Annotated in this window: 3 protein-coding genes and 1 pseudogene; all 4 read right to left on the bottom strand. The window is 72.2% G+C overall.

Features of this window, described 5'->3' with window-relative positions:
* Positions 1-288: 288 nt before the first annotated feature.
* On the bottom strand, positions 289-756 hold the full coding sequence (locus tag ACMA1D_RS12190; RefSeq protein WP_414723921.1) for a nuclear transport factor 2 family protein: 468 nt from the start codon (positions 754-756) through the stop codon (positions 289-291).
* 35 nt (positions 757-791) lie between these two features.
* Positions 792-1,229 carry a nuclear transport factor 2 family protein gene (locus tag ACMA1D_RS12185; RefSeq protein WP_414723920.1) on the bottom strand — a complete coding sequence of 146 codons (438 nt, stop codon included), beginning with the start codon at positions 1,227-1,229 and terminating at the stop codon, positions 792-794.
* Positions 1,226-6,937, bottom strand: coding sequence for an SDR family NAD(P)-dependent oxidoreductase (locus tag ACMA1D_RS12180; RefSeq protein ID WP_414723919.1), 5,712 nt, complete (start codon positions 6,935-6,937; stop codon positions 1,226-1,228). The genes ACMA1D_RS12185 and ACMA1D_RS12180 overlap by 4 nt, the downstream gene beginning before the upstream one ends.
* Positions 6,938-7,058: 121 nt before the next feature.
* Positions 7,059-13,697, bottom strand: a pseudogene (locus tag ACMA1D_RS12175) (SDR family NAD(P)-dependent oxidoreductase); the annotation flags it as partial.
* Positions 13,698-13,740: the final 43 nt, after the last annotated feature.

Here is a 13,740-nt window from a genome sequence, read left to right as displayed (position 1 = left end):
CGTGCTGTTCCAGATGGGCGATGTGAGGCGCTGGCCCCTGGCGCGAGCGGCCGACGGGAGAGTTGTGAGGGCGGCGGACATACGCGGTGGTGCCCCGGCCGCACCGGGCCCGCCCGGCACCCGCCGCACGAGGACCCCGCCCGACGACACCCGCCGGGCGAACGCCCCACCTGCTGGTACGGCACGAAGATCCCCGGCGTGCGCGGGGCCGGACACGGGCCTGCTGCCGGTCTGGGCGGCGCCGCACCAAAGCGGGCACGGCGTCGCTGTGATGATGTCCGGCATCGCTTAAGTCGGACTAGGGCTGCCCTTGGCCTGCACCATCTTGGCCAGGTTCTGGGTCACCGCCATGAAGTGCGCGACACCCGTCAACTCCGGACCGTCACCCACCTTGGTGTCGGTGATGCCCCAGAACGCCCGGGCGTGGTGGACGAGCCCGTCATCACCGAGCTCGATGATGCCGATGATCTGGAAGGTCAGCTTCGCCGGCGCGTACACCGTCACCGTCGTCGGCACGGCCACGCTCTTGCCGTCCATGGACACCACCGGATGCCCCGGCTCCTCATGCACCTGGCACTCGATGGACCAGGCGATGTGGCCGCGCAGCGCGTCCTTGCCGACCAGCGGCGGCGCACCCACCGGGTCCTCGAACACGACGTCGTCGGAGAACAGCTCAAGAACGGCCTCGACGTCACCGTCGTTCATGCGCTTGGCGTATTCGAGCGCCAACTGCTTCAGGGTCGCCTCATCGGCCATGGAAATCTCCTCGCTGGGTGCGGGCGGGCGCGGATTCAGTCCGTGACGGCAATGTCCGACCTTCCCCACAGGGCCTTGAACTCCGTGATGGCCCCGCCCTTCCCGGTCCGCAGCATCAGCACGTAGTCCCAACTGATGCGCTTGCCAGCGGGCTGCTCCGGGGCCTCGATCCAACCCCGCTCGGCGAAGACCGGCCCCTTGGGCAGGTAATCCATCACGGCCCTCACCGGGGCCAGCACGTGACTGCCGTCCTGGCCCGCGACCGGATCACCCATCGTCTCCTGCACCCCGGCCCGGGCGAACTCCTCGAAGTGCGCGCGCAGCGCCTCCCGCCCGGACCGCTGGTCGCCACCGACCGGGTCCTCCACCGTGACCTCGTCCGCGTACAGGCCCAGCAGGCCGTCGACGTCCGCGGCGTTCATCAGTCGACTGTGCTCACGAATGAGCTTCTTCCGGCTCCGCTCGTCAATCAACGCGTGCTCCCCATGTGCTCTCCGTCGTCGCTTCGGCCGAGGTCCCGGTCGATGAATTGGAAGATCTCGTCGGCGGTGGCGTCCTGGATCTTTCCGCTCACCGCCACCTCGTCCACGCCCTGCTCCTGGCCGGCCGCCGGCCGGCCGCCCCCGAGCGCGTCCAACTTCCCGATGGTGGCGCGCAGCCGCTCGTACAACGCCTCGCGCGCCGCCGCGTCCTGGGCCGCCGCGAGCACCGCGCCCTCCAACCGCTCCCACTCACCGAGCAACGGCGGCAGCGGGTCCGCGGCGCGCGGCGCGAGTTCGGCGTGCAGATGGGCGGCGAGCGCCACCGGGTTGGGGTGGTCGAAGATCAGCGTGGTGGCCAGCCGCAGCCCGGTCACACTGCCCAACCGGTTGCGCAACTCGATCGCGGTCAGCGAGTCGAAACCCAGCTCAAGGAACCCGCGCTCGGTCTGAATACGCCCCGGATCGGCGTGGCCGAGTGCCGCCGCCGCGTGCGTGAGCACCAGGTCCAGCAACACCCGGTGCTGCTCGGCGGCGGTCAGCGCCGCCAGATGCCCGGCCCAGTCCGTCAGCGGCTGGCTGGCCGCCGCGGTACGGCGCGCCGCAGCACCACCGGTCAGACCGCGCAGCGGCGCGGGCAGCGTCAGCGCAGGCTGCCCGGCGAGCGCCCGTACGTCCAGGTCCATGGCGATCAGATGCGGCGCGCCGTGCGCCACCGCCGCGTCCAGCAGCCCCAGCCCGCGCTCCGCGCTCATCGGGTGGATGCCGGAGCGGGCCATCCGCTCCAGGGCGGCCTCGTCCAGGTGCCCCGTCATCCCACTCGCGTCACCCCACAGACCCCAGGAGATCGACACGCCCGGCAGCCCGAGCGCCTGCCGGTGCGCGGCGAGCGCGTCACAGAAGGAGTTCGCCGCCGCGTAGTTGGCCTGCCCCGACGAGCCCAGCGTGGCCGCCGTGGAGGAGAACAGGACGAACAGCCGCAGCTCAAGCCCGGCAGTGGCCGCGTGCAAGGTGGCCGCAGCGGTCGCCTTCGGGTCCCACACCCGGGCCAGCGCGTCCGCCGACTGCGAGGTGAGGACCGCGTCCTCCAGCACGCCGGCCGCATGCACCACGCCGGTCAGCGGGTGCTCGGCCGGCACCCCGGCGAGGAGTTCGGCCACCGCGGCCGGCTCCGTCACATCCGCCGCCACGATCCGCACCTGACCACCCAACTCGACCAGCCGTTCAGCGAGTTCACCCGCACCAGCGGCCTGCTCGCCCCGGCGGCTGACCAACAGCAGATGCCTCGTCTGCCCGGTGCGCACCAGGTGCTCGGCCACCAGCGCACCCAACGTGCCGGTGCCACCGGTGATCAGCACCGTGCCCGCCGGGTCGAGCTCCCCTGCCGCGTCCTCGGCCGCGACCGCACCGGCACCCGCGCGCACCAACCGGGGCGCGTGCACCCGCCCCGCGCGCAGCGCGAGCTGCGGCTCACCGAGCTCCACACCGCGCAGCACGGCCACCGGCAGGTCCGCAACATCGGCGTCCACATCGAGGAGCAGGAAGCGGCCCGGGTTCTCCGACTGGGCACTGCGCAGCAGGCCCCAGGCACCGGCACCGGCCAGATCCCGCTCGGCCACCGCGCCACCGACCGCCACCGCGCCCCGGGTCACCACCACCAGATGGGCATCGGCCAGTGCCGGCCGCAACAGCCAACTCTGCACCAACCCCAGCAAATCCTGCGCCACCCGCAGCCCGTCACCGGCATCGCCGTGCGCCGCGACGAGCACCACCGAAGGCGCGGGCTGACCGTCGTCGAGCGCCGTGACCAGCGCCGACAGGTCGGCGTACCGCACCACCTGCGCCGCATCGGAACCCCCACCCGGCACGCTCAGCCCGGCCAGGCCCCACGGGTCAGCGCCGAGCACGGCCCAACTCCCGTCACCCAGCACCGTCTGCGCCCGCCCCGCATCAGCGGGTGCCGGCAGCGTCGGCAGCAGCGTCCAGTCAGGTACGAACAGGCCGTCCACGCCCCGCGTCACGGTCGCCGCCTGAAGCTGCCCGCTCTCCGCCGGCCGGGTCACCAGCGAATCGACGCTCAGCACCGGCGCGCCCACCGCATCGGCCACCGTCAGGCCCAGCGCGTCCCGCTCCTCGTCCCGGGTGACCCGCACCCGCACCGTACTGGCCTCCGTCGCCCACAGCCGCACCTGGTTCCAGGCGAACGGCAACCGCAGCGCACCACCGTCCTCCCCGTCCGGCTGCTCCATCAGCAGCGAGGGTTGCAACGCGGCGTCGAGCAGCGCCGGGTGGATGCCGTACCCCTCCCGCTTGCCCGCCCCGTCGGGCAGCGTGACCTCGGCGAACACCGTGGACCCCTGCCGCCAGGCAGCCTCCAGGCCCTGGAAGGACGGCCCGTAGCCATAGCCCGCGGCCTCGGCCTGGGCGTAGAACTCGGCCACGTCCACCGGCTCGGCCCCGGCCGGCGGCCACTGACCGGTCAGCCCCGCACCCTGCTCGCCACCGTCCGCCGGCGGGCTGAGCACCCCCACGGCATGGCACGCCCACGGCGCCTCGGCGTCCTGCTCGGGCCGCGAGAAGATCCGTACGTCACGCCGCCCGTCAGCACCGGCAGCGGCCACCGCGACCTGCACGCGCAACCCACCGGATGCGGGAAGCACCAGCGGCGCCTGGAGGGCCAACTCCTCCACGCCCGCACCACCCACCTCGTCCGCGGCCCGCAGCGCCCACTCCACGAGCGCCGCACCGGGCACCAGAGCGGTGCCGGCCACGACGTGTTCGGCGACCCAGGGCTGCACCGAGGCGGACAGCCGCCCGGTGAGCAACTGACCGCTGCCGTCAGCGAGTTCGACGGCCGCACCGAGCAGCGGGTGCCCCGCGGCAGACAGCCCGAGCCGACTCGGATCGCCCCCGTGACCACTGGTGTCCTCAAGCCAGTACCTGTCCCGCTGGAACGCGTACGTGGGCAGATCCACCACCTGCGGCGTGGGCTCACTGCGGAACCACCGCCGCCACTCCACCGCAACCCCGGCCGCAAACGCCTGCCCCACCGATCGCGCGAGCTGCGTCGCATCGCCCTGGTCGCGGCGGAGGGTGGGCACGGCCGTCGCCTGGATGCCCGTCTCTTCGAAGGATTCTTGGAGTCCGACGGTGAGGACGGGGTGGGTGCTGGCTTCGATGAAGACCCGGTGCCCGTCGGCGAGGAGGACGCGTACGGCATCCGCGAAACGGACTTGTTCGCGCAGGTTGGTGACCCAGTAGCCGGTGGTCAGTTCGCTGGTGTCGATGCGCTGGGCTGACACGGTGGAGTAGAACGCCACATCGGCCGTGGTGGGCGTGATGCCGGCCAACACCTGGTGCAACTCGTCGGCGATCTCATCGACCTGCGGGCTGTGCGAGGCGTAGTCCACATCGATCAGCCGCGCCCGACCACCGGACTCTTCCAGCGTGGTCACCGCGTGTTGTACGTGCTCAGGCGGGCCCGAAATCACCGTGGAACCAGGCCCGTTGACTGCTGCGATGCCCGCGCCGGCTGCCGACTCACCAAGCCCGACCAGGAAGTCGGCTGCCTTGTCCTGACTGAGCGCAAGCGATGCCATCGCGCCGCCACCCGCCAACTTGCGCAACGCCTTGCTACGCAGGGCCACGACCTTCGCACCGTCTTCCAGCGACAGCGCGCCGGCGACGACGGCCGCGGCAATCTCACCCTGACTGTGACCCACGACCGCGGCCGGCGTCACACCCTGATCCGCCCACACGGCGGCCAGCGACACCATCACCGCCCACAACACCGGCTGCACCACATCAACCCGACCAAGGTCAGCAGCATCTACACCACCGCGCAACACCTCGGCAAGCGACCAGTCCACGTACGGCGCGAGCGCCCGCTCACACTCCGCGACCCGTGCCGCGAAGACGGGTGAGGCTTCGAGCAACCCCGCGCCCATCCCCACCCACTGCGACCCCTGACCTGGGAAGACGAGTACGGGGCCGTGGTCGCCGGGGGTGGCTGCGGTGCCCGGGGTGATGACGTCGGGGTGGGCCTCGCCGGCGGCCAGGGCCTCCAAGGCCGTCCGGAGACCGGCCAGGTCCTGGCCGACGACCACGGCCCGGTGGTCGAAGGCGGACCGGGTGGTGGCCAAGGACCAGCCGATGTCGGCTGGCGATGCCGCGGGCGTGGCCGCGAGGTGGTCTACCAGGGCCTGTGCCTGGCCGCGTAGGGCGGCCGTGCTGCGGGCCGAGAGCACCCAGGGGGCCACGCCGTACACCGTGGCGGGCGCGTCGGTGGCGGGGGCGGTGGGTTGGTCGTCGGCCGGTGCCGGGGCCTGTTCCAGGATGAGGTGGGCGTTGGTGCCCGACACGCCGAAGGAGGAGACGCCGGCGCGCAGCGGCCGTCCGGTGGGCGTCCAGGCGACCGGTTCGGTGAGCAGCCGTACCGCGCCCGCCTCCCAGTCGACGTGCGGGGTGGGTGCGTCGATGTGCAGCGAGGCGGGCAGCACGCCGTGCTGCATGGCCATCACCATCTTGATGACGCTGGCCACCCCGGCCGCCGCCTGGGTGTGTCCGATGTTGGACTTGATGGAACCCAGCCACAGTGGCTGGTCTTCGGGCCGGTCCTGGCCGTAGGTGGCGAGCAGGGCCTGTGCCTCGATCGGGTCACCCAACGTGGTGCCGGTGCCGTGCGCCTCCACCGCGTCCACCTCGGCGGGTGACACCCGGGCGTTGGCGAGTGCCTGGCGGATGACGCGCTGCTGGGAGGGGCCGTTGGGGGCGGTGAGACCGTTGGACGCGCCGTCCTGGTTGACCGCCGAGCCACGGATGACGGCCAGCACCCGGCGGCCGTTGCGCAGCGCGTCCGACAGCCGCTCCAGCAGGATCAGGCCGGAGCCCTCGGCGAAGCCCGTACCGTCGGCCGCCGCCGCGAACGCCTTGCAGCGGCCGTCGGGGGAGAGTGCACCCTGCCGGGAGAACTCGGTGAACCCGCCGGGGGTGGCCATCACCGTCACGCCGCCGGCCAGCGCGAGACTGCACTCACCCTGGCGCAGCGCCTGGGTCGCCAGGTGCATCGCCACCAGCGACGACGAACAGGCCGTGTCGACCGTGACGGCCGGGCCTTCGAGGCCGAAGGAGTACGACACCCGGCCGGAGACCACACTGCCCAGGTTGCCGGTCGCCACGTAGCCGGCCGACTCGTCCGTCGTCTCGCCGATGAGCGACAGGTAGTGGTAGGAGTCGACGCCGGCGAACACTCCGGTGTCGCTGCCGATCAGGCTGTCCCGGTCGATGCCGGCCCGCTCGAACGCCTCCCAGGCGTTCTCCAACAGCAGCCGCTGCTGCGGGTCCATCGCGGTGGCCTCGCGCGGGCTGATGCCGAAGAAGTCGGCGTCGAAGTCGGCGACGTTCTCCAGGAACCCGCCCTCGCGGGCGCTGCTGGTGCCCGGGTTCTCCGGATCCGGGTGGTAGAGGGCCTCCAGGTCCCAGCCGCGGTCGTCGGGGAACCCGGAGATGACGTCCGCCCCGTCGCTGACCAGTTGCCACAGCCGTTCCGGGCTCGTCGCCTGGCCGGGGAAGTCGCAGGCCATGCCGATGATGGCGATGGGCTCCCGCGCACGGTCGGCCACCTCGCGCAACTGTCGCTTGGCCGACCGTAGATCGGCGGTCGCGCGCTTGAGGTAACTGCGCAGCTTCTCGTCATCCGTCATGTCACATCAACCCGATCGTTGCGGCCTTCTGGATTCACAGGGCGTGGAGAGTTCGTGGGGCGCCCGGCGGGCGCGGCGGGCAGCTCACGCGCGTATGGGCGGGGGCGAGCGGCAGCGGTCATCACAGGCTGTCCTCCGCGGGAATGTGCAACTCGTTGTCGAGCACGTCGAACAACTCCTCGTCGGTGGCCGACTCCAAGTCCTCGTCACCGTCCGCCCCGTCCGCCGCGGCGTTCACCTTGCGCAGCAGCTCCTGGAGCCGGGCGGCGATCTTCGTACGCTGCGCGTGGTCCTCGATCGCCGCGGTCAGGGCGGCGTCGACCCGATCCAGCTCGTCGAGCACCGAACCCGGGGCCGCGCCGCCCGCCGGCACCAGCAGCTCCCGCAGCAGCCGCACCACGGCGATCGGCGTCGGATGGTCGAACACCAAGGTCGCCGGCAGCCGCACGCCGGTGGCGGCGCTGAGCCGGTTCCGCAGCTCGACGGCAGTCAGCGAGTCGAATCCGAGCTCCCGGAAGTTCTGCGTGGCCTGCACCGAGTCGGTGCTCTCGTGCCCGAGCACGGTCACCACGTGCGAGCGCACCAGGTCGAGGAGGAACTGTTGCCGGTCCTCCTCGGCGAGCCCCGCCAGCGTCTGGACCAGGGCCGGGGCCGAGGACTCCGCCACCTTGGCCGCCGCCTGCGGGGCCGCCGAGTGCACCAACTGGCGGAAGACCGGCGGGGTGTCCGCCTCGGCGTCGCGGGCCTGCCGCCGCAGCGCGGGCAGGTCGAGCTGGATCGGCGCCAGCAGCGGCTGCCCGCTGGACAGCGCGACGTCCAACAGCGCCATGCCCTGCTCGGTCTCCAACCCCACCATGCCGGCGCGAGCCAGCCTGGCCCGGTCGGCGTCGGTCATCTCCCCGGTCATTCCGGTGGCCTGCGCCCAATAGCCCCAGGCCAGCGAGGTGGCCGGGAGGCCGCTCGCCTGCCGGTGGTGGGCGAGCGCGTCCAGGAAGGTGTTGCCCGCCGCGTAGTTGCCCTGCCCGGCCGCACCGAGCAACCCGGCCGCCGCGGAGAACAGGACGAACGCCGACAGCTCCGCGTCCCGGGTCAGCTCGTGCAGCAGCCAGGCCGCGTCCGCCTTGGCCCGCAGCACCTCGTCGAGTTGCTCGGCGGTGAGCGCCTGCACCGTGGCGTCCCGCAGCAACCCGGCCGCGTGCACCACGGCCGTCAGCGGGTGCTCGGCCGGCACCGACGCCAGCAGGGCCGCCAGCGCCTGTCGATCACCGCTGTCACAGGCGGCCACCGTGACCTGCGCCCCCAGCTCCGCCAACTCCTCGGCCAGCGGGCCGGCCCCCGGGGCCGCCGCCCCGCGACGGCTGACCAGCAGCAGATGCCGTACGCCGTGGGCACTGACCAGGTGGCGCGCCGTGGCGGCGCCCAGCGTGCCGGTGCCCCCGGTGATCAGAACCGTGCCGTTCGGGTCGAGCTCGGCCGGAATGCTCAGCACGATCTTGCCGATGTGGCGCGCCTGGCTGAAGAACCGGAACGCGTCGGGCGCCCGCCGAATGTCCCACACCGTCGTCGGCAGCGGCGCCAGCGTGCCGTCGCCGAACAGCGCCGACAGGTCGGCCAGCATCTCCTGGATACGATCCGGCCCGGCCCCGGTGACCAGGTCGAACGCCTGGTACGTCACGCCGGGGTGGGCCTCGCTGACCGCTTCGGGGTCACGGACGTCCGTACGCCCCATGTCGATGAAGCGACCGCCGGGCGCCAGCAGGCGCAGCGAGGCGTCCACGAACTCGGCCGCCAGCGAGTTGAGCACCACGTCGACCGAACCGGCGGTCGCCCGTACCCGCTCCTCGAAGTCCAGCGAGCGCGAGGACGCGATCCACTCGTCAGTGAACTTCCGTTCACGGAGCGCATGCCACTTGCCGGGGCTGGCCGTGGCGAACACCTCGGCCCCCCAGTGCCGGGCCAACTGCACCGCGGCCAGCCCCACCCCGCCGGTCGCCGCGTGCAGCAACAGCCGCTCGCCGGCCCGCAGCCCACCCAGGTCGGCCAGGCCGTAGTACGCGGTCAAGAACGCCGAGGGCACGGTGGCGCCCTGCGCGAACGTCCAGCCCTCCGGCAGCCTGGTGATCATCCGATGGTCGGTGATGACCAGCGGCCCGGTCCCGTTGAACAGGCCCATCACCCGGTCACCCACCGCGTACCCGGTGACCTCGGGCCCGACCTCGACCACCGTGCCGGCCCCGTCGCCGCCGAGCGGCCTGGGGTCTTCGACCATGCCGAGCGCCACCACCACGTCGTGGAAGTTGACCCCACCGGCCCGCAACCGCACCCGCACCTCACCCACATCCAGCGGGCGGGTGTTCTCCGGGCAGCCGACCAGCGCCAGGTTCTCCAGACTGCCCTGGCCGACCAGCCCGAGCCGCCACGCCGACACACCCTCCGGCGGGGCCAGCCGCCGCCCCTCCGCGTCCTGCACCAGCCGCGGCACGTGCGCCTGCCCGTCGCGCAACGCGATCTGCGGCTCCGCCAGGGCCAGCGCCGCACCCACCGCCTCCTGCGACGCCCGGCTCCCATCCAGGTCGAGCAGGGCACAGCGGCCCGGGTTCTCGCTCTGGGCGCTGCGCACCAAGCCCCACACCGTCGAGCCCGGCAGGTCGAGCACGTCCTCGTGCCCGTGCGCGGCCACCGCACGCCGCGTCACCACCACCAGCCTGCTGTCCGCCAACTCCGGAGCGGCCAAGAAGTCCTGCAACAACTCCCGTACAACATCGGCAAGTTGGTGAGCATGGGAGGCGACATCGGCGGCGGCGTCCCCCTGCGCCACTGCGGGGTCGGGCGACGCCAGGTGGACGAGGACGGTGGCGGGCGCGGCGACCCCGGAGGCCACGGCTGTCCGCAGCCCGGCCAACGCCGGGTAGCGGTCGGCGCCCGGCAGCGCATCGGCCAGCGCCTCGGCGCCGGCATCGGCACCGTGCCCCACGACGACCCGGGCCGCAGGCGACACCGCATCCGGTAGCGCCACCGGCGGCCAGGCCAGTTGGAACAACGAGTTACGGCCGACCGAGGCCCGGTTCAACCGGTCACCGGCCACGGGCCGCAGAATCAGGTCCGCCACCGACACCACCGGCGCACCGGTCGGATCGGCCGCGGTCAGCGTCAACCGGTCCGCGGCGGTCGGTACGATCCGCACCCGCAGGGCGTTCGCCCCGGTGGCCCGCAGCCGCACCCCCGTCCACGCGAACGGCAACAGCACCTGCTCCGCCTCGTCCGAACCCGGCGCGACCGCCAGCGCACGGGCGTGCAACGCCGCATCGAGCAGCGCGGGGTGCACCCCGTACTCACCCGCCTTGTCCCGCTCCCGCTCCGGCAGCAGCACATCGGCGTAGATCGCCTCCCCGACCCGCCAGGCCGCGGTCAGCCCCTGGAACGCGGGCCCGTACAGATAGCCGTGATCAGCAAGTTGCGCGTAGAAGTCCCTGACCGGCAACGGAGTGGCACCCGCCGGCGGCCATGCGCCGTCCAGCGGCTCTAGGGCGGCGGCCGGCGCGCTCTCCAACGCACCCGTGGCGTGCCGGGTCCAACCCGCGTCGGGCTCGCCGGCCACCCGGGAGTGGATCGACACCGGCCGCTGCCCCGTGTGATCCGCACCCCCGACGGCGACCTGCACCTCGGCCGCGGTCCCCGCCGGAAGCACCAGCGGCGCGTGCAACGTCAACTCGGCCACCTGGTCACAGCCCACCCGGCGCGCCGCGTGCAGCGTGAGTTCCGCGAACGCGGTGCCCGGCAGGAGCACCGTGTCGAGCACCGTGTGATCAGCCAACCAACCGTGCGTCCGTGTCGACACCCGCCCGGTGAGCAGGTACGAACCACCCTCGGCCACCTCCACGGCAGCACCAAGCAACGGATGCCCCGCAGCCGTAAGCCCCAGCTCAGCGGGGTCACCACCCGAACCACCGCCCTCAACCCAGTAGCGTTCGCTTTGGAAGGCGTAGGTGGGGAGGTCCACGACGCGTGGGGTGGGGTTGGTGGGGTACCAGCGGGTCCAGTCGATGGTGATGCCTGCGGTGTAGGCGTGTCCGATGGAGCGTAGGAGCTGGTCCACTCCGCCTTGGTCGCGGCGGAGGGTGGGGACGGCCGTCGCCTGGATGCCCGTCTCTTCGAAGGTTTCTTGGAGTCCGACGGTGAGGACGGGGTGGGTGCTGGCTTCGATGAAGACCCGGTGTCCGTCGGTGAGGAGGACGCGTACGGCGTCTGCGAAGCGGACTTGTTCGCGGAGGTTGGTGACCCAGTAGCTGGTGGTCAGTTCGCTGGTGTCGATGCGCTGGGCCGTCACGGTGGAGTAGAAGGCGATGTCGGAGCGGGTGGGTGTGATGCCGGCCAGCACCTGGTGCAACTCGTCGGCGATCTCGTCGACCTGCGGGCTGTGGGAGGCGTAGTCCACATCGATCAGCCGCGCCCGGCCACCGGACTCTTCCAGCGTGGTCACGGCGTGTTGGACGTGCTCAGGCGGGCCGGAGATGACGGTGGAGCCGGGGCCGTTGGCTGCTGCGATGCCCGCGCCGGCTGCTGCTTCACCAAGCCCGGCCAGGAAGTCAGCCGCCTTGTCCTGGCTCAGCGCGAGCGATGCCATCGCGCCGCCACCTGCCAGCTTGCGGAGAGCCTTGCTGCGCAGGGCGACGACCTTCGCACCGTCTTCCAGCGACAGCGCGCCGGCGACGACGGCTGCGGCGATCTCACCTTGGCTGTGTCCGACGACCGCGGCCGGTGTCACACCCTGATCCGCCCACACCGCAGCCAGCGACACCATCACCGCCCACAACACCGGCTGCACCACATCAACCCGACCAAGGTCAGCAGCATCTACACCACCGCTCAGGACGTCGGTCAGCGACCAGTCCACGTACGGCGCGAGCGCCCGCTCACACTCGGCAACCCGTGCCGCGAAGACGGGTGAGGCTTCGAGCAACCCTGCGCCCATCCCCACCCACTGCGACCCCTGACCAGGGAAGACGAGTACGGGGCCGTGGTCGGTGGGGGTGGGGGTGGTGTCGGGGGTGGTGAGGTGGGGGTGGGGTTGGTCGGTGGCGAGGGCTTTGAGTGCGGTGGGGAGTTCGTCGGGGTGGGTGGTGGTGATGAGGGCACGGTGGTCGAAGGTGGTGCGGGTGGTGGCCAGGGACCAGCCCACGTCCAGGGGTGAGAGGTGGGGGTGGCGGGTGAGGTGGTCAGCCAGGGCCTGCGCCTGGGCCCGTAGCGCCTGGGGCGTACGGGCCGACAGCACCCACGGCAACAGCCGACCCGCGACCACGGCGGAGCCCTGCGGCGCGGCTTCCCCTTCCGGAGACGTTCCGGGCGCCTGAGCTGCTTCGAGAGCCTCGGGTGTCTCGGGTGCCTCTTCCACGATCACGTGCGCGTTCGTCCCCGAGATCCCGAACGCGGAGACACCCGCCCGGCGCGGCCCGTCGGCCCGCTGCCACGGCACCTGTTCGGTCAACAACCGTACGTCGCCGGCGCTCCAGTCCACGTGCGGGCTGGGTGCGTCGATGTGCAGCGACTCGGGCAGCACGCCGTGCCGCATGGCCATCACCATCTTGATGATGCTGGCCGCGCCGGCCGCCGCCTGGGTGTGTCCGATGTTGGACTTGATGGAACCCAGCCACAGGGGCCGTCCTTCGGGCCGCCCCTGACCGTAGGTGGCGAGCAGGGCCTGCGCCTCGATCGGGTCACCCAACGTGGTGCCGGTGCCGTGCCCCTCGACCACGTCCACCTCGGCCGTGGACAGCTTCGCGTTGGCGAGTGCCTGGCGGATGACGCGCTGCTGGGAGGGGCCGTTGGGGGCGGTGAGGCCGTTGCTCGCGCCGTCCTGGTTGATCGCCGAACCCCGGATGACGGCCAGCACGTGGCGACCGTTGCGGCGTGCGTCGGACAGCCGCTCCAGCACGATGAGCCCCGCACCCTCACCCCAGCCGGTGCCGTCGGCAGCCGCCGCGAACGGCTTGCACCGCCCGTTGGGTGCGATGCCGCGCTGCCGGGAGAACTCGATGAACGCACCCGGCGTGGCCATCACCGCGACGCCACCGGCCAGCGCCAGATCGCATTCGCCGTGCCGCAGCGCCTGACTGGCCAGGTGCAGCGCCACCAGCGACGACGAGCAGGCGGTGTCCACCGTGACCGCCGGGCCCTCAAGCCCCAGCGTGTACGCCACCCGGCCGGAGACCACACTGCCGAGGTTGCCGGCGCCGACGTAACCCTCCACGTCGCTGGTGATGTTCCCGATGACCGACAGGTAGTCGTGGGCACCCACACCGGCGAAGACCCCGGTGTTGCTGCCGCTCAGCGCGTCACGGCTGAGCCCGGCCCGCTCGAACGCCTCCCAGGCTGTCTCAAGGAGCAGTCGCTGCTGGGGGTCCATGGCCAGCGCCTCGCGCGGGCTGATGTCGAAGAACGCCGCATCGAACGCGACCGCGTCGTAACAGAAGCTGCCCTGGTCCACATAGGTCTTCCCGTACTGCTCCGGGTCCGGGTCGAACAGTTCCTCGGTGTTCCAACCCCGGTCGGTCGGGAAGTCGGAGATGGTGTCGCCGCCGTCGCGTACGAGCTCCCACAGGTCCTCCGGCGACCGTACGCCGCCCGGGTAGCGGCACGCCATGCCCACGATGGCGATCGGCTCAGGCTCGGCCGACTCGGCGGCACGCAGCCGCTGCCGCGTCTCGCGCAGTTCGGCGGTCACCCACTTGAGGTGATCGAGCAGCTTCTCTTCATTGGACATCTGGCTCAGGCTCCTTGGCACGGCACGGAGGGTGGGAACATCG

It is taken from the genome of Streptomyces sp. 796.1, assembly GCF_047525675.1.
Lineage (GTDB): Bacteria > Actinomycetota > Actinomycetes > Streptomycetales > Streptomycetaceae > Streptomyces.
Note: the sequence above shows the minus strand (reverse complement) of the source record. Positions and strands in the feature narration are given on the sequence as shown.

Bases quoted from the DNA above. Each gene is read 5' to 3' on its own strand.
- ACMA1D_RS12190 (WP_414723921.1), bottom strand. From the start codon at position 756: ATGGCCGATGAGGCGACCCTGAAGCAGTTGGCGCTCGAATACGCCAAG.
- ACMA1D_RS12180 (WP_414723919.1), bottom strand. From the start codon at position 6,937: ATGACGGATGACGAGAAGCTGCGCAGTTACCTCAAGCGCGCGACCGCC.